Consider the following 17,213-nt stretch of genomic DNA (forward strand, 5'->3'; position numbering starts at 1 on the left):
CACCGGGCGGCAGGCGACGTACGAGCGCAGAATCGGAAGCATGGATCTGCCGGTGATGCCGCCCGTGAAGCCGATGCTCGCCAAGTCGGTGGCGAGGATTCCGCCGGGCATGCACTACGAGGCGAAGTGGGACGGCTTCCGGGCGATCGTGTTCCGCGACGGCGCCGAGGTCGAGCTGGGCAGCCGTACCGGAAAGCCGTTGACCAGGTACTTTCCCGAGCTGGTCGAGGCGTTGAAGGAGCGGGTGCCCGAGCGCTGTGTGCTGGACGGCGAGATCGTGATCGCGCGCGAGGGGCGGCTCGACTTCGACGCGCTGACCGAGCGCATCCACCCGGCCGAGTCGCGGGTGCGGACGCTGGCCGAGCGGACGCCGGCCTCCTTCGTCGCCTTCGACCTGCTGGCCCTGGCCGACGAGTCGCTGCTCGACACACCGCTCGGCGACCGGCGTGCGCTGCTCGCGCGGGCGCTGTCCGGCGCGACCCCGCCCGTGCATCTCGCGCCCGCGACCACCGACATGGAGGTGGCGCGGCAGTGGTTCGAGCAGTACGAGGGGGCCGGGCTCGACGGTGTCGTGGCGAAGCCGCTCGATCTGCGCTACCGCCAGGACGAGCGCGCCATGTTCAAGATCAAGCACGAGCGGACGGCGGACGTGGTGGTCGCCGGGTACCGCCTCCACAAGAGCGGACCCGTCGTGGGTTCGCTCCTGCTCGGTCTCCACGACGGCCGGGGCACCCTCCAACACGTGGGTGTGTCGGCCGCCTTCACGATGAAGCGGCGCGCCGAGCTGATCGAGGAGCTGGAGCCGTTGCGCATGGACGATCCCGCCGGGCATCCGTGGGCGGCCTGGGCGGAGGAGGCCGCGCACGAGAGCGCCCGGCTGCCGGGGGCGCCGAGCCGCTGGTCGGGCAAGAAGGATCTGTCCTGGGTGCCGCTGCGGCCGGAGTGGGTGGCCGAGGTGGCGTACGACCACATGGAGAACGGCGCGCGCTTCCGGCACACGGCTCGTTTCCGCCGCTGGCGCCCGGACCGTACGCCCGAGAGCTGTACCTACGCACAGCTGGAGGAGCCGGTGCGCTACGACCTCGGGGAGATCCTCGGCACGCCGGACTGACTTCCTCCGGATCTTCCGGTGGGCCGATCGGCCCATTCGACGCGCACAAACACAACCGAGCGGGTATGGCCACCAATGAACTTATAAGAGCACAATCGAAAACACAGACTGGTGGCAACGGTGGGCATGGGACAGAAGGCGCCCCGGCGTCATGGCGCGAGACGAGCGGCGCTGCTGGCCGCCACGATGACGGCCTCCCTCGCGGTGGGCTGCACGGCGCATCACGGCGGCACCACCGACGACGGACGCGGACGGAGCCAGTCCCCCACGCAGAGCCCGGCCGAGAGCCCGAGCACGACCGCCCCCGCCGCCGGTCCGGTGCTCGCGGTGAAGATCGACAACGTGCCCGCGGCCCGGCCGCAGACGGGCCTGGACTCGGCGGACATCGTCTACGCCGAGCAGGTCGAGGGCGGACTGAGCCGGCTGATGGCGGTGTTCGCCACCAAGCTGCCCAAGTCCGTCGGACCGGTACGCAGCGCGCGCGTCTCCGACCTGGAACTGCTGCGCCAGTTCGACGACCCGACGCTCGCCTTCTCCGGGGCCCAGCACAAGCTGCTGCCGCTGATCGACAAGGCGCCGCTGCGGTCCGCGTCGCCCGACGAGGTGGCGAGCGCCTACTACCGGGGTGTCGACAAGTCCGCCCCGCACAACCTCTACCTGCGCCCGAACAAGCTGCTCTCCTCTGCCCCGGGTGCGGCGGCCCTGACGACCGGTTTCCGCTACGGCACCGCCCCCGCGGGCGGGAAGGCCACCGCCTCCCGCACCGTGCGCTATCCGGCGGCCCGCTTCACCTTCACCTGGTCCGGGTCGCAGCACCGCTGGCTGGTCACCGAGGACGACACGCCCGCCGTGACGACCGCCGGGAAGCGGCTGGCCCCGGCGACGGTCGTCGTCCAGTACGTGAAGATCCAGAAGTCCGTCTATCACGACGTCCTCGGCAACAACACGCCGTACACCGTGACCGTCGGCTCCGGGAAGGCGGACGTCCTGCGGGACGGCCGTACCTACAGCGTGGACTGGAAGCGGCCGACGGCGGCGGACGGGACGGAGTTCACCACCTCCGACGGCACACCCGTGAACTTCGCGAAGGGCCAGGTCTGGGTGGTGTTCGCGAAGGCCTGACGGCGGTGGCCCGAGGATCAGCGGCGGACGGCGAGGGGCTCCGTGGGGTTGCGGAGTCCCTCGGCCGCGTCCGAGACCCGTTGGATGAGGTCGAGGAAGACACCCTGCTCCTCGGCGGAGAGGGGAGCCAGGAAGACCTGGTTCATCCGGGCCGTGCGGACGGCGAGCTTGCGGTGGACGCGCCGCCCGTCGTCGGTGAGGCAGAGCAGGAAACGGCGGCCGTCACGCGTGTCACGTACCTTGTCGAGGAGACCGCGGGTGCTCAGCCGGCTGATCACCTCGGCGACGGTGGACCGGTCCAAACCCACCCGCTCGCCCACCGTGCGCTGGTCGAGTCCCGGTTCCTCGACGAGCGCGTTGAGCACCGCGAACTGCGGCGAGGTGATCTCCTCGGAGACCATCGCGTTCCACAGCAGGTAGTGCGCCTGCTGGAGCCGCCGGGCGAGATGCCCGGGGTGAAGGGTGAGGTCCACCGCGCCCATGTGCCCTCCCGAAGTCGAATTCGTCCGTGCACTGAACGATACCCGGGGACCCTGGGGCCGAGTCCAGCCCTGCGCACGGAGCCGACCTGGGGCTTCGCCCAGGTCTTGACGCGAGGGCCCCACAGTGGCAGCGTGAAGGAAACTTCACCGAAATGCTCAGTGCCCTGATGAAATGCGGCGATCCCCACCGCACGGACTGCTGACCGGGCGCTTTGACGGGACGGAGCTTCACGGATGGACAAGGTGGTCGCCACAGCCCTGGAGGCAGTGGCCGATGTGCCGGACGGAGCGACGCTGGCGGTCGGCGGCTTCGGGCTGAGCGGTGTGCCGAACGTGCTGATCCAGGCGCTGTACGAGCGCGGGGTCGGCTCCCTGGGCGTGGTCTCCAACAACTGCGGGGCGCTGGAGTCCGGCCTCGCCGTGCTGCTGGCCGCCGGCCGGATCGCCCGGGTGACCGGCTCCTACATCGGCGCCAACAAGGAGTTCGCCCGCCAGTACCTGGCCGGGGAACTGGAGGTCGAGCTGATCCCCCAGGGCACCCTCGCGGAGCGGCTGCGCGCGGGCGGGGCGGGCATCCCCGCCTTCTACACCCCTGCGGGGGTCGGCACCCAGGTCGCCGAGGGCGGACTGCCCTGGCGCTACGACGGCTCCGGCGGCGTCTCGCTCGCCTCGCCCCCGAAGGAGGTGCGGGACTTCGACGGCACCGAGTACGTGCTGGAGCACGGCATCCGCACCGACTTCGCCCTGGTGCGGGCCGCGAAGGGCGACCGGCACGGCAACCTCGTCTTCAACAAGTCCACCCGCAACTTCAACCCCCTCGCCGCCATGGCGGGCCGGGTGACGATCGCCGAGGTCGAGGAACTGGTGGAGCCCGGCGCGATCGACCCGGACGCGGTGCACCTGCCGGGGATCTTCGTGCAGCGGGTGGTGGCCCTCACCCCCGAACAGGCCGCCGACAAGCGGATCGAGCAGCGGACAGTGACGGTGAGCGGCTGATGGCCTGGACACGTGAGCAGATGGCGGCCCGCGCGGCCCTCGAACTTGCAGACGGGCAGTACGTCAATCTCGGCATCGGACTGCCGACCCTGATCCCCAACTACCTCCCGCCGGGCGTCGAGGTGATCCTCGAATCCGAGAACGGCATCCTGGGCACCGGCCCGTATCCGGCCGAGGACCAGGTCGACCCGGATCTGATCAACGCCGGCAAGGAGACCGTGACGGTCCTGCCCGGCGCCTCCTTCTTCGACTCCGCGCTCTCCTTCGGGATGATCCGGGGCGGTCACATAGACGTCGCCGTGCTGGGCGCGATGCAGGTCTCGGCCGGGGGCGACCTCGCGAACTGGGCGATCCCCGGCAAGCTGATCACCGGGATCGGCGGGGCGATGGACCTCGTCCACGGCGCCCGCACGGTCATCGTCGTGATGACCCATGTGGCCAAGGACGGCTCCCCGAAGATCCTCAAGGAGTGCGCGCTGCCCCTCACCGGGAAGGCGTGCGTGAACCGGGTCATCACCGACCTCGGCGTGATCGACGTGACGCCCGAGGGGCTGGTGCTCACCGAGACCGCGCCCGGTGTGACCGTCGAGGAGATCGTCGCCAGGACCGACGCCGAACTCACCATCACGGAGGGCCTGTTGTGAACACCGTCTACATCGTCGACGCCGTCCGCACCCCGTTCGGCAGGTACAGCGGAGGCCTCGCCTCGGTCCGCCCCGACGACCTGGCGGCCCACGCCATCCGCGAACTCCTCGCCCGCACACCGGACTTGGACCCGGCCCGCATCGGGGACGTCTTCTTCGGCAACGCCAACGGCGCCGGCGAGGAGAACCGCGACGTGGCCCGCATGGCCACGCTCCTCGCGGGCCTGCCCACCTCCGTGCCGGGCGTCACCGTCAACCGGCTGTGCGCCTCCGGCCTGGAGGCGGTGATCCAGGCGGCCCGCGCCATCGCCGTCGGGGACGCCTCGATCGCCGTGGCGGGCGGGGTGGAGTCGATGACCCGCGCGCCGTACGTGCTGCCCAAGTCGGACCGCCCCTTCCCGGCCGGGCACACCGAGCTGTACTCGACCACGCTCGGCTGGCGCATGGTCAACCCGGCCATGAACCCGCAGTGGACCGTTCCACTCGGCGAATCGGCAGAACTCATCGCCGACAAGCACAAGATCAGCCGCGAGCAGCAGGACGAGTTCGCGCTCGCCAGCCACAGGAAGGCGGCCGACGCGCAGGCCGCCGGGCTCTTCGACGGCGAGATCGCCGCTGTCCCGGTCCCGCAGCGCAAGGGCGACCCGGTCGCCTTCGCCGCCGACGAATGCGTACGGCCGGACGCCTCCCTGCCGGCGATGGCCAGGCTCAAGCCGTCGTTCCGCACGGAGAACGGGACGGTCACGGCCGGCAACGCCTCGCCGCTCAACGACGGTGCCGCCGCCCTGCTGCTGACCGACGAGGAGGGCCTCAGGGCCACCGGCCGTCAGCCCCTCGCCCGAGTCTCGGCGACCGGTGTGCACGCGCTCGACCCCGACTACTTCGGACTCGCCCCCGTCGAGGCCGTGAACCGCGCACTCGCCAAGGCGGGCAAGGGATTTGACGACCTGTCAGTTCTGGAACTCAACGAGGCCTTCGCCGCCCAGGTGCTCGGATGCGTCGCCGAATGGCCCGAGTTCGACCCCGCGATCCTCAACCCCCAAGGCGGCGCCATCGCGTTGGGCCACCCCCTCGGCGCCTCCGGTGCCCGCCTCGCCGGCACCGTCGCCCACCAACTCGCCCGCAAGGGAACAGGAGTTGGCGTCGCCACCCTCTGCATCGGCGTGGGCCAGGGCCTCGCCCTCGTCCTCGAACGGTAGGAACCCCCATGGCTCTCACCCAGCACGACATCGACCTCGAGATAGCGGCCGAGCACGCGACGTACGAGAAGCGGATCGCGGACGGCGCCCCGGTCGAGCACCACCCGCGCCGCGACTACGCCCCCTACCGCTCCTCGCTGCTGCGCCACCCGAAACAGCCGCCGGTCACCATCGACGTGTCGAAGGACCCGGAGCTGGTGGAGCTGGCCTCGCCCGCGTTCGGCGAGCGGGACATCACGGAGATCGACAACGACCTGACCCGGCAGCACAACGGCGAGCCGATCGGTGAACGGATCACCGTCTCCGGGCGGCTGTTGGACCGGTCCGGACGGCCGGTCCGCGGCCAGCTGGTCGAGATCTGGCAGGCCAACTCGGCCGGCCGCTACGCCCACCAGCGCGAGCAGCACGACGCCCCGCTGGACCCCAACTTCACCGGTGTGGGGCGGACGTTGACCGACGACGAGGGCACCTACCGCTTCACCACGATCCAGCCGGGCCCCTACCCCTGGCGCAACCACGTCAACGCCTGGCGTCCGGCGCACATCCACTTCTCGATGTTCGGCACGGCGTTCACCCAACGGCTCGTGACACAGATGTACTTCCCGAGCGATCCGCTGTTCCCCTACGACCCGATCATCCAGTCGGTGACGGACGACGCGGCCCGGCAGCGCCTCGTCGCGACCTACGACCACAGCCTGTCCGTGCCCGAGTTCTCGATGGGCTACCACTGGGACATCGTGCTCGACGGCCCGCACGCCACCTGGATCGAAGAAGGACGCTGACCCGCCATGACGAAGATCGACACGAGCCGCCCGGAGTCCGTGCTGCCGACCCCGTCGCACACGGTCGGCCCCTTCTACGGCTACGCGCTCCCGTTCCCCGGCGGCGGCGACATCGCACCGGTCGGCCACCCGGACACGATCACCGTCCAGGGGTACGTGTACGACGGCGAGGGCAATCCGCTGCCGGACGCGTTCGTGGAGCTGTGGGGCCCGGACCCCGACGGCAACCTGTCCACGACCGACGGCTCGATCCGCCGCGACCCGGCCAGCGGCGGCTATCTCGGCCGCAACGGCGTGGAGTTCACCGGCTGGGGCCGCATCCAGACCGATGCCAACGGCCACTGGTACGCGCGGACGCTGCGGCCGGGCGCACGCGGTTGGAACGCTCCATACCTGAGTGCCTGCGTCTTCGCGCGCGGGCTGCTGGTGCACCTGTTCACCCGGATCTACCTCCCGGGCGACGAGGCCGCGCTCGCGGGTGACCCGCTGCTGTCCGGGCTGGACCCGGCGCGGCGCGACACGCTGATCGCCCAGGACGAGGGCAGGGGCACCTACCGTTTCGACATCCGCCTTCAAGGCGAAGGCGAGACGGTCTTCCTGGAGTTCCAGTGACTTTTGCCGACCCGTCGGACACCGGCCTGCTCGCCCCCGGGTGGGCCGGCTCCCCCGCCGCGTCCGCGACCAGCGACACCGCGTACCTAGGAGCGCTGCTCGACGCGGAGGCCGCGCTCACCCGCGCCCAGGCCGCCCTGGGCCTCGCCCCCGCCGAAGCGGCGACCGCGGTGACGGCCGCGGCCGACGTGGACCGCTTCGACGTACGGTCCCTCGCTGAGCGCGCCCGCGGCGGCGGCAACCCGGTGATCCCACTGGTCGCGGACCTCACGAAGGCGGTCCGCGCGGAGTACGGCCCCTACGTCCACCGGGGCGCGACCAGCCAGGACATCATGGACACCGCGACGATGCTGGTCGCCGCCCGCACCCTGGACCCGGTCCTGGCCGACCTCACGCGCACGGAGGTCGCGCTGGCAGGGCTGGCCGCCGCCCACCGCGACACCGCGCTGCCGGGCCGCACGCTCACCCAGCACGCCGTTCCGACGACCTTCGGGCTGAAGGCGGCCGGGTGGCGTTCGCTGGTGCTCGACGCGCGGGACCGGGTGCGGGTGGTGCGGGACGGGCTGCCCGTCCAACTCGGGGGCGCTGCAGGCACGTTGGCGGCTTTCGTGGCGTACGGCACCGAGGATCCGCTCGCGCTCCCGGAGGCATACGCGCTTGAACTCGGCCTGGCCGTACCGCTGTTGCCCTGGCACACACTGCGGACACCGATCGCCGATCTCGCCGCGTGCCTCGCCTTCACGGCGGGCGCGCTGGGCAAGCTCGCCGCCGACGTGCTCGTGCTGGGCCGCACCGAGATCGCCGAGGTCTCGGAGGGCAGCGGCGGGGGTTCGTCGGCCATGCCGCACAAGGCGAATCCCGTACGGTCCACACTGATCGCCGCCGCCGCACGGCAGGCACCGCAGCTCGCGGCCGTCCTCCACGGCTCGCTGGTCGCCGAGGACGAGCGGCCGGCCGGGGCCTGGCACGCCGAGTGGGAGCCGTTGCGGGCATTGCTGCGACTGGTCGGCGGTGCGGCACGTGACGCCGCCGAACTGGCGGAGGGGCTGCGGGTGCACCCGGACGTGATGCGTGAACACCTCGATGTCACCCATGGGTTGATCGTCTCCGAGCGGCTGTCGGCCGAGCTGGCGCCGCTGCTCGGGCGGGCCCGGGCGAAGGAGCTGCTCACGGAGGTCGCGCGGCTTGCCCATGCCGAAGGCCGCCCGTTGGCCGAACTGCTCGCACAGGAGCCCGAGTTGAAGGACCTCGACCTCTCCGCACTCACCGACCCCGCCCGCTACACGGGTTCCGCCGGAGCCCTCACCGACCGTGCGCTGGAGCGACGTTGACCGAGAAGCTGCTCAACTTCCGTGCCGAGGGGCCCGCTTCGGGGCCCCCGCTGCTGCTCGGCCCCTCGCTGGGTACGTCGTACGCGCTCTGGGACAAGGTCGCGCCCGAGCTGTCCATCACCCACCGGGTGATCCGCTGGGATCTGCCGGGACACGGTGGTTCGGCGTCCGGGCTGATCGGTCCCGGGGCAACCGTCGGCGACCTCGCCGATCTGGTGCTCGCGCTCGCCGACTCCCTCGGGATCGGGCAATTCGCCTACGCGGGCGTGTCGTTGGGCGGTGCGGTCGGGCTGCACCTGGCCGTGCACCACCCGGAGCGGGTGTCGTCGCTCGCCGTCATCTGCTCCTCCGCGCACTTCAACGGGGCGCAGCCGTGGGAGGAACGGGCCGCGCGGGTACGGAGCGAGGGGCTGGACTGGCTGGCCGAGAACGCGAACTCCCGTTGGTTCACGCCCGGGTTCACCGTGCCGGAGCTGGTGGGCGACCAGCGGGCCGCCGACCCGGCCGCCTACGCCGCGTGCTGTGACGCGCTGGCCGCGTTCGACCTGCGGTCGCGGCTCTCCGAGATCGGCGCGCGCACGCTGGTGATCGCCGGGCGCGAGGATCCGGCGACCCCGCCGCCACATCTGCGGGAGATCGCCGACGCGGTGTCGGGCGCGGCCCTGGTCGAGATCCCGGGGGCCTCGCATCTGGCGCCCGCGCAGTGCCCGGAGGCCGTCCTCACGGCGCTGCGCGCGCACCTCGACGGAGGTGCGAGGCGGGGAATGGCGGTGCGGCGTGAGGTGCTCGGCGACGAGCACGTGGACCGGGCGCAGGCCCGGCAGACGCCGTTCACCGCGCGCTATCAGGACTTCATCTCGCGGTACGCGTGGGGGGAGATCTGGACCGACACGACGTTGTCGCGACGCGAGCGGAGCATGGTCACGCTGACGGCGTTGATTGCGCACGGGCACTACGACGAACTGGCGATGCACGTGCGTGCGGCTCGGCGCAATGGGCTGACGGCGGAGGAGATCGGCGCGGTGTTGTTGCAGAGTGCGGTGTATTGCGGGGTGCCTGCGGCGAACTCGGCGTTCGCCGTGGCTCAGCGGGTGTTGGAGGAGGACGGCGACTGAGGGGGTGGGGGTGAGGTTGTGAGTCGACTGCGGGTGCGCTGTGGCTGGTCGCGCAGTTCCCCGCGCCCCTTAAGAACCCGCGCCGCCCCACGTCTTCAGGGGCGCGGGGCTGTATCCGTCAGCGGCTCCGCCGCGGGGCGCGACCAGCCCCCACCGGCCCGCAGCCGAACAACGACTCAACGCACACAAGAACTCACCGCAACCCCCTCCCCGTCTCCAGCACCTCCCGCGCCTGCGCAACCAAACCGTCCGCGCCGCACGAACTCGCCAGCGTCAGACCCTTGTTGATCTCCGCCACCGACCGCACGGCGATCCCGTACTCCACCCGCGCCGCCGCGTGCTCGTACTGGCAGGGCGAGGACTCGAGGTAGGCAACGGCCTGCGCGGCGAGCCGGACCGCGCGCTGGCCGGTCTCCAGCGCGGCGGCGCAGCGCAGGGCCTCGCCGATGGCGGTGTCCGTGCCGAAGCGCTCGGCGCGGCGACGGGCGTCGGAGGCGAGCTGGGCCGCTCGGGTCGGGTCCTCGACGGCGAGGGCCCGGGCGAGGTCGACGGCCCACGGGACCAGGACCGGGTTGTGATGGCTGCGTGCGCTCGCGGCCTTCCCGGCCTCCTCCAGTTCGTTGATGCCCTCCTTGGTCCGGCCGACGGCGAGCAGCAACCGACCGCGCACACAGCGGGGGTCGGGCAGCACGATGGTGGACGGGTACGGCGGTGCGAATCCGTACTGTTCGGCGATCGCCCAGGCCTCGTCGACATGGCCGCGGGCGAGCAGCGTGTCGACCAGGTTGCAGGTCGCCGACCAGTACAGGGGCAGTCCGCGGCCGACCCGCTCGGCCAGCCGCAGGGACTCGCGCAGCGAGATCTCCGCCTCCCGGAGCCGGCCGCGCCTGCGCAGGCCGAGGCCGAGATAGGCGTGCGCGAGGGAGAGGTGGCCGCCGCTCCAGCCGGCCGTCTCGTAGGCGCGCAGGGCTTCGTTGTAGAGGCTCTCCGCGCGGTCCAGGCGGTCCGTGTAGGCGTAGGCGCTGGCCAGCATCATGAGGATCTCGAGGCCCCACTCGGTGTCGGTCCAGCCGAGGCCCGGGGCGAGCCGTCCGTTGACGAGGGCGCGGTCGCAGACCTCGACGACCTCCTCGGCGTTCTCGCCGTGGGTCATGGCGTCGAAGCCGCGCAGGATGAGCAGGGCGCGCTCGGAGTTGTCGCGGCCGGTGCAGGTGGCGGCGAGTTCGGCGAGCCGCTCGGAGCGTCCCGGGGAGGTGCCCTCGCCCGCGTGGATGCCCTCCCACATGTACTGCACGGCCTGGAGCCGCATCCGGGCGGTGCCCGGTTCGTGCCGGGCGGCCTCCGCCTCGACGGTGCGGACCGCCTCCTCCAGCTGGTTGTTGTGGGTCAGCGCCTGGGACAGCCGGAAGACGGCGTCCACGCGCGCGTGGCCGTCGAGGCCGGGCATGGCGAGGGCGCTCTGGATGTGGCCGATGGTGGTGGCGGGCGCGGTGAGCAGGGTGGCGCAGCCCAGTTCGTAGAGCACGCTCGCGTGGGTCTCGGCGAGCGGCGGCTCCACCAGGGCGCGTTCCAGACAGCGGCGGGCGGCGTCGGGGGCGCCGATGGAGAGGTGTTCCCTGGCGGCCTCGCGCAGCTGCTCGACGAGTTCCTGGTCCTCCTCGGGGTGTACCTGGAGGAGGTGCCGTGAGGCGGCCGCGGCCCCGCGCCCGGAGTCGGTGACGACCTGGGCGGCGATGCCGTGCATGGCCGTACGCCAGCCGCCCGGGATGGAGTCGTAGACGGCGCTGGCGATCAGCGGGTGGGCGAACTCCAGCTCGCCGACGTCTGCTTGGGAGGCGGCGGGGTCGGGGGCGGTGAGGATGCGTTCGCTGCGCAGCAGTTGGGCGCAGCGGTCGGCCTCGTCACCGGTGATGGTGGCGAGGCGGGCGACCAGTTTCACGGAGATGCCGGTGCCGAGGATGGCGGCGGCCCAGGCGAACCGGGTGGCCTCGGTGCCGAGGCCGTCGAGGCGGGCGACGAGTCCGTCACCGCGTGAGGAGGCGTTCAGGGCGCGCAGCTCGGCGGCCGAGGCCTCGACCGGTTGGAGTTGGCTGTCCCGCACCTTGGCGAGGAGTTCGACGGTTTCGTAGGGGTTGCCGCCGGTGACCGCCCACACCTCGCGGCAGAACGCGTCGTCGGCGTGCGGACCGACGGTGGCGCGGGTGAGGCCGGCCGTCGCCGCCGGGGTCAGGACGCTCAACTGGGCGACGGGGTGGCCGGTGAGGGCGGCGATCGCGTCCAGGTACCGGCCGCGTTCGCCGGGGATCTCGCCGGGCCTGCGGGCGACCACGACGAGGACGGACAGGTCGTCGAGGCGTTCGGCGAAGGCAACGAGCCAGCGCAGGGTCTCCTGGTCGGCCCAGTGGGCGTCGTCGATCAGCAGGACGAGGGGCCACTCGCGTTTGGCGAGCCTGCGGACGGCGGCGACCAGTCCGTCGCACACGCCCTGCGGGTCGGCCTGCCGCTCGCCGGGTTCGGCGATGCCGAGGGCGGGGCCCGCGATGTCGTACCAGTCGCCGAGGTACTCGCGCGCCTCCTCGGGCATCAGCGAGAGCAGGGCGGGCTGGAGCAGCTGCCGTACGACGTTGAAGGGGACGGACTTGAGGGTCTCGCCGCCGCGGGCCTGCCAGACCACGCAGTTGCGCTCCTCGGCGATGCGGCGGGTCTCCGCCAGCAGCGCGGTCTTCCCGAATCCCGCCTCGCCGCGCACGACCAGCAGACTGCCCGAGGACGACTGGTCCGCGCACAGGGCGTCGATCGCCTCCACGACACCGGCGACCTCTTCGTCGCGCTCCCACAGGGAGGCCGAGGTGGCCTCCGGGGGCCGGTCCTCCGTCATCCCGATTCCTCCCCGAGTAGGCCGAACGACGTACAGACTTCGAGCGTAGCCGTCCTGCTGCCACGGCGGAGGGCGGTCCGGGCAGCTGTTGCCGTATCGGGTGACGGCGGGGTGCGTGGGCGTGACGAACAGTCAGAAGGGGTCGAAATAAAGCCACTTCCGATCGATCTCGCACCACCATGAACAGCCTTGCCGCGCTGCCTGGCGGCGGCGCCGGACGCGGCCCGCGCGGCAGGTGGCGGGCGGGATCGCGATCGTCGGCGGGACCGGTGGCGCCGACGCGGCCGGATCCTCTCATCCCGCTTTCACCGACGCCTCATACGGTAGGGACATGACGCAGGTGACTCCCCCCGGGTGGTACCCCGATCCCGGGCAGACGAATGACGGTCCCGCCACCGAGCGCTGGTGGGACGGCAAGGCATGGACGGACCGGACCCGCCCGGCCGGGTCGGCCGCCGAATGGGGTCCCCCGACCGAGCCGCCGTACCCCGGGGCGTATCCGGCGTATCCCGCGCAGCCCCCGGCCGCGCCGCGCCGCAATCTGCGCACCGGCATAGCCGTGGCGGTGGCCGTCGCGGTCCTGACGGCCATCGGTGTCGGCGCCTACGCGCTGTCCGGCAACGGCAGCGGGAACGGCAACCAGGCCGGCAACCAGCAGGCGCCGAACGGACAGGGCGGTTTCGGCGGCCAGGGCGGCCCCGAGGGACAGGGCGGCACGGGCGGGCAGGGCAATCCCTTCGGCGGATCCGGCGGGACGGGCGGTTCCGGTGGCACGGGCGGTGCGACGCCCGCGCCCAGCCAGTCCGCGCAGCCGAAGGTCGAGGCCGGCGGCACGGTGACCGACTCGCTCGACGGCATCAGCTTCACCGTGCCGTCCGACTGGTACGGCCAGGTCATCGAGGTCGGCGCGCAGGTCACGTCGAACACCTCGTACAAGTGCCCCGGCAACACCGCGCAGACCTGCACCAACGGCGGGGCGTACTCGGCGCCCGCGGTGGTGCTGGGCACGAAGGGCACCACCGCCGAGGAGGTCGCGAAGGCGGACATCGCCGCCAACGCCAAGGAGTCCTACGGCGGTACGACCTACGGCAGCATCACCTCGCACCAGGTGCTCGCCTCCAAGGCCGTCACCGTGGCCGGGCAGAAGGGCTACCTGGTGCGCTGGAAGGCGGTCACCAGCAAGGGCGCGGACGGCTATGTCGAGTCGCTCGCGTTCCCCTCGCCCGCGAGCACCGGCCAGATGGTCGTGGTCCGGTTCGGCGTCGACGTCGGTCAGAAGGAGTCCGTGATCGACGAGATCACCGCGGGCATCAAGGTCGCCTCGGGCGGCGGCGACGGGCAGACGATCTGATCCCGTTCCCCCCGGCACACAGTCGGCCGGGTGGGGCGCCTCTCCGCTCAAGAGGAACCCCACCCGGCCGGGGGGTGCGCGCCGCCCCCGTCCCCACGGTGCGGCGCGGCCAGGTCACCGTCCAGTCATCCCATGGACGGCGGCCTGATTCTCAGGGCGACCCGGACAGGCCCAGTGCGGGCAGCACCGCGGCCTCCACGAATCGCACGAGGTAGTCGGGGTCGGCGTAGCAGCCCTCCAGGACGGGGCGGGCCCGCAGGACGCCGAAGATCTGGGCGGGGACGTACGGCAGCGCCGGGTGGTCGGACCGGATCTCGCCGCGTTCCACACCGCGGCGCAGGATGTCCTCCAGCGCGGTGATCTCGGGGTGGACGAGCGCCTCACGCAGTGCCTGGGCCAGTTCGCTGTCCTGGGTGACGGCGTGGCCGAGGGCCGCGACCAGTTTGGTGTCCTTCGCCGACCAGGCGCCCGCTGCCCGCGCGGCCTGGCGCAGGTCCTCCGCGAGGGAGCCGGTGTCGATGCCGGTGAAGTGCGCCCGACGGTTGGCGCGCAGCGCGGCGGCAACGAACTGGGGCTTGGTCCCCCACTGCCGGTACAGCGTGGACTTGCTGCACCGGGTGCTGCTGGCGACGCCCTCCATGCTGACGGAGTCGTAGCCGCATTCTCTTATCTGGTCGAGCACGGCGTCGAAGAACTCCCGCTCACGCTCGGGCGTGATCTTGGAGCGGCGCGAGGCGGCGACCGTGTCCGGTGCGTCCTCAGCCTGCGACGTCATGGCTCTTCTCCTCACTCGGCCCGCGGACCCGGCGTCCGCTCTCCAGTGTGTCTCGTTTCGCTATCGATACGCCAGTGTACCGGTACTCCACCGTATCGGTACCATCTCGTATCGGTACACTGGCGTATCGGAACGGACTCGTACCGATGAGTTCGGGCCGCCGGAAGGGTCACAAGCCCTGCCAGCACCACCACACGCACCACCGTCAGCGAAGGGGCCGGGGGATGAATGCCCGCACCGAGCCTGCAGAGCCGGGGACCAGCGCGATAGCGCGGCCCCCGCTCGTCCGTGAGCTCCTGCTCGTCGCAGGGCTCTTCCTCGTCTACAAGTTCGGCCGCCAGCTGGCGACGGGCCACACCACCGAGGCACTGCACAACGCCCGGCACGTGTGGGACCTGGAGCGGACCCTGCGTCTCCCGAACGAGGGCTCGGTGCAGTCGGTGCTGCTGCACAGCGACACCCTCGTGCACCTCGCGAACACCTTCTACGCGACCGTCCACTTCCCGGCCACCGTGGCCTTCCTGGTCTGGCTGTACCTGCGGCGCCCCGCGCACTACGTCTGGGCCCGCCGGGTCCTGGCGACACTCACCTCGGCCGCCCTGGTCCTGCCCTTCGTGTTCCCGCTGGCGCCCCCGCGCATGCTGGCCGCGACGGGCCTGGTCGACACCGCCAAGGTCTACGGCCCCTCGGTGTACGGCCCGCCGACCAGCGACCACCTCTCGAACCAGTTCGCGGCGATGCCCTCGCTGCACTTCGGCTGGGCCCTGATGGTCGCGATCGGCCTGATCGTCGCGACCCGCTCCCGCTGGCGCTGGCTGTGGCTGCTGCACCCGCTGGTCACCCTGGTCGTGATCGTGGGCACGGCGAACCACTACTGGCTCGACGCGATCGTCGCGACCGCCATGCTCGGCATCGCCCTCGCGCTGATCCACCCGCCGCACCGCACGGCGACCACGGCAGGCCGCGGTCAGCCGGAACCCGCCCCCGAGAAGCAGCCGGTGCTCGTCGGAGCCGGCCGATGAACGCCACGCTCGTCGCCGTCGTCCTGTCCCTCTTCTCGGCCGTCGCCTACGCGGCTGCCGCCGTGGCGCAGGAGCGGCTGGCGTCCCGCAACTCCGACGCGGGCATGCTGCGGCTCCTCGCCACGGGATCCTGGTGGTGGACGGTCGTCCTGAACGCGTCGGCCGCGCTGCTGCACGTCGTGGCCCTCAAGTACGGTCCGCTGACCGTCGTACAACCGCTGGGCGCGCTCACCCTGGTCGCCGCCGTGCCGATGGGCGCGCGGGTGGCCGGGCGGCGGGTCAGCGCGCGCGAATGGCGGGGCACCGCGCTCACGCTGCTCGGCCTGTCGGCCCTGCTGGTCACGGCGTCCGGCCCCCAGCCCGACCAAGTCCTCACCGTTCCCCAGGCGTTGGCGGTCGCGGGCGCGACGTCCGCGCTGATCGGCCTGCTGGCCCGGCGCGGCGCGAAGCCCGGTCTGCGGCACGCCTCGGCGTCCGGTGTCGCCTCGGGTGTCGCCTCCGCGCTCACGCAGACCGTGACGGTCGCGGCGACGGACCGCTCGGGTCCGCTGCTGAGCATGCAGGTGGTCGGAGTCGCCCTGCTGGTCGCGGTGTTCGCGGCGGGCGGGCTGCTGCTGTCGCAGACCGCCTACCGGGGCGGCCTGGGCGCCCCGCTCGCGGTGGTGACCCTGGCGAACCCGCTGGCCGCCGCCGCGATCGGCCTGGCCCTGCTCGGCGAACGCCTCCAGGGCGGCGCGGCCGGCGTCCTCCTCGCGCTGGCGGGAGCCGCACTCGCGTCGTGGGGTGTGGTGCTGCTGACCCGGGTGACCCCGGTCGTGGCACTGCCGAACGAGTACGGCGACCACGATCATCCCGTGGCCGCCGTGCTGGCGCTCCAGGCCGAATCGGCCTCCCTGGAACCGGCGTTGATGCCCCGGCAGCCGGACCGGCGGTCCGAGCCGGGGCATCTCACCGCGCTCTGAGAGGGGTCAGCCGAGGCCGCGCGAGTCCTGCTTGAGGGCGGTGTCGACGGTCAGCGCCGTCGCCACCACCAGGCTCAGCAGCGGCTCGGGCAGCTGGTAGTGGATCTGCAGGACGTAGTTGTCCGCGGTGGTGAACATCGTCTTGGCGAGGCCTTCCCAGGTCTTGGTGATCCGGGCGACCTCGTTGTCCGCGTGGTCGACGATCGCGAAGTTCCAGGCCCGCCAGTTCTCCGCCTTGATCGCGCCGATCTGCTGGCCGTTGACCATCAGCCCGAAGTTGATCTTCCCGATCATGTTCTGCTGGACGATCTCGCCCACCGGCGAACCGTCCGGGCGGGACACGATCACCCGGGACTTCATGAGCTTCGCGGGCCGGGTCAGCACCAGCTGCGGCTGCCCGTGGGCGTCCCGGATCTCCAGCCGGTGCGTCATGAACTGGTCGAGGCTGGAGACGAAACGTATGGCCTTCTTCAGCGCGCTCTGGCCGACCTCGGTGACGGTGCCTATCAGATTGCCGTTCTGATCCATGACCTTGTACTCGTTGGTCAGCTCGATCAGTTTGGCCTTCTGGTTCACCACGAGCACCGGCTCGCTGAACAGGCTGCCGCCACCGGGGCCGCCCGCGGCGACCCCGGCCTGCTGCTGCACCTGGCGCTGGACCCGCGGGTCCGGCCCCGCCTGCTGCTGGGGCACGGACTGCGGCTGCGCCTGCTGGTCCGGGTTGGTGTGCTCGGTCCACTTCGCGCCGTCCCAGTAGCGGAGGGTCTGGGGCGCTCCGTGCGGATCCGGGTACCAGCCTGCAGGTGTGTTCGAATGCGTGGTCACCGGGGC

The 17,213-nt window shown here is 71.9% G+C and carries 16 protein-coding genes; 12 read left to right on the plus strand and 4 right to left on the minus strand.

Annotated features, from left to right (window positions below; all coding sequences use genetic code 11):
- The first annotated feature begins 40 nt into the window (after positions 1 to 40).
- Positions 41 to 1,111, plus strand: a complete 1,071-nt coding sequence (locus ACQHII_RS07455; protein ID WP_427918496.1) for an ATP-dependent DNA ligase — start codon at positions 41 to 43, stop codon at positions 1,109 to 1,111.
- Positions 1,112 to 1,237: 126 nt separating this feature from the next.
- A complete protein-coding gene (locus ACQHII_RS07460; protein WP_427918497.1) occupies positions 1,238 to 2,233 on the plus strand; it encodes a DUF3048 domain-containing protein in 996 nt (331 codons plus the stop codon).
- 17 nt (positions 2,234 to 2,250) lie between these two features.
- Here the strand turns inward: ACQHII_RS07460 and ACQHII_RS07465 are convergent, their stop codons facing one another.
- Positions 2,251 to 2,715 (minus strand): MarR family winged helix-turn-helix transcriptional regulator, encoded by a 465-nt coding sequence (locus tag ACQHII_RS07465; protein ID WP_427918498.1) that lies wholly within the window; start codon positions 2,713 to 2,715, stop codon positions 2,251 to 2,253.
- A gap of 234 nt (positions 2,716 to 2,949) precedes the next feature.
- Between ACQHII_RS07465 and ACQHII_RS07470 the strand changes: the two genes are divergently transcribed.
- The 7 genes from ACQHII_RS07470 to pcaD are packed head-to-tail and all read left to right on the plus strand — an operon-like array spanning position 2,950 to position 9,394.
- On the plus strand, positions 2,950 to 3,711 hold the full coding sequence (locus ACQHII_RS07470; protein ID WP_427918499.1) for a CoA transferase subunit A: 762 nt from the start codon (positions 2,950 to 2,952) through the stop codon (positions 3,709 to 3,711).
- On the plus strand, positions 3,711 to 4,355 hold the full coding sequence (locus ACQHII_RS07475) for a CoA transferase subunit B (protein ID WP_427918500.1): 645 nt from the start codon (positions 3,711 to 3,713) through the stop codon (positions 4,353 to 4,355). The genes ACQHII_RS07470 and ACQHII_RS07475 overlap by 1 nt, the downstream gene beginning before the upstream one ends.
- Entirely contained in the window at positions 4,352 to 5,554 is a 1,203-nt protein-coding gene (locus tag ACQHII_RS07480; protein ID WP_427918501.1) for a thiolase family protein, read from the plus strand. Before ACQHII_RS07475 ends, ACQHII_RS07480 begins: the two co-directional genes overlap by 4 nt.
- Positions 5,555 to 5,562: 8 nt before the next feature.
- Complete coding sequence (gene pcaH / locus ACQHII_RS07485; RefSeq protein WP_093630328.1) at positions 5,563 to 6,336, plus strand: protocatechuate 3,4-dioxygenase subunit beta; 774 nt, start codon at positions 5,563 to 5,565, stop codon at positions 6,334 to 6,336.
- Positions 6,337 to 6,342: 6 nt separating this feature from the next.
- Positions 6,343 to 6,948: a protocatechuate 3,4-dioxygenase subunit alpha gene (gene pcaG / locus ACQHII_RS07490; RefSeq protein ID WP_427918502.1), complete on the plus strand. Its 606-nt coding sequence runs from the start codon at positions 6,343 to 6,345 to the stop codon at positions 6,946 to 6,948.
- Entirely contained in the window at positions 6,945 to 8,279 is a 1,335-nt protein-coding gene (pcaB, locus tag ACQHII_RS07495) for a 3-carboxy-cis,cis-muconate cycloisomerase (protein ID WP_427918503.1), read from the plus strand. Before pcaG ends, pcaB begins: the two co-directional genes overlap by 4 nt.
- Positions 8,276 to 9,394 carry a 3-oxoadipate enol-lactonase gene (pcaD, locus tag ACQHII_RS07500; protein ID WP_427918504.1) on the plus strand — a complete coding sequence of 373 codons (1,119 nt, stop codon included), beginning with the start codon at positions 8,276 to 8,278 and terminating at the stop codon, positions 9,392 to 9,394. Before pcaB ends, pcaD begins: the two co-directional genes overlap by 4 nt.
- A 193-nt stretch (positions 9,395 to 9,587) precedes the next feature.
- Here the strand turns inward: pcaD and ACQHII_RS07505 are convergent, their stop codons facing one another.
- Positions 9,588 to 12,272, minus strand: a complete 2,685-nt coding sequence (locus tag ACQHII_RS07505; protein WP_427918505.1) for an ATP-binding protein — start codon at positions 12,270 to 12,272, stop codon at positions 9,588 to 9,590.
- 331 nt (positions 12,273 to 12,603) lie between these two features.
- Between ACQHII_RS07505 and ACQHII_RS07510 the strand changes: the two genes are divergently transcribed.
- A complete protein-coding gene (locus ACQHII_RS07510) occupies positions 12,604 to 13,623 on the plus strand; it encodes a DUF2510 domain-containing protein (protein WP_427918506.1) in 1,020 nt (339 codons plus the stop codon).
- 151 nt (positions 13,624 to 13,774) lie between these two features.
- Here the strand turns inward: ACQHII_RS07510 and ACQHII_RS07515 are convergent, their stop codons facing one another.
- Positions 13,775 to 14,398: a TetR/AcrR family transcriptional regulator C-terminal ligand-binding domain-containing protein gene (locus tag ACQHII_RS07515; protein ID WP_427918507.1), complete on the minus strand. Its 624-nt coding sequence runs from the start codon at positions 14,396 to 14,398 to the stop codon at positions 13,775 to 13,777.
- Positions 14,399 to 14,622: 224 nt separating this feature from the next.
- On the opposite strand from ACQHII_RS07515, the gene ACQHII_RS07520 reads away from it, so the two are divergent.
- Positions 14,623 to 15,420, plus strand: coding sequence for a phosphatase PAP2 family protein (locus ACQHII_RS07520; RefSeq protein ID WP_427918508.1), 798 nt, complete (start codon positions 14,623 to 14,625; stop codon positions 15,418 to 15,420).
- Positions 15,417 to 16,382 (plus strand): hypothetical protein, encoded by a 966-nt coding sequence (locus ACQHII_RS07525; protein ID WP_427918509.1) that lies wholly within the window; start codon positions 15,417 to 15,419, stop codon positions 16,380 to 16,382. Before ACQHII_RS07520 ends, ACQHII_RS07525 begins: the two co-directional genes overlap by 4 nt.
- Positions 16,383 to 16,388: 6 nt before the next feature.
- On the opposite strand, the gene ACQHII_RS07530 is transcribed toward ACQHII_RS07525, so the two are convergent.
- Positions 16,389 to 17,207, minus strand: coding sequence for a phospholipid scramblase-related protein (locus ACQHII_RS07530; RefSeq protein WP_427918510.1), 819 nt, complete (start codon positions 17,205 to 17,207; stop codon positions 16,389 to 16,391).
- Between the last annotated feature and the right edge of the window lie 6 nt (positions 17,208 to 17,213).

This window comes from Streptomyces sp. cg40 (assembly GCF_050320165.1).
Classification (GTDB): domain Bacteria; phylum Actinomycetota; class Actinomycetes; order Streptomycetales; family Streptomycetaceae; genus Streptomyces; species Streptomyces hokutonensis.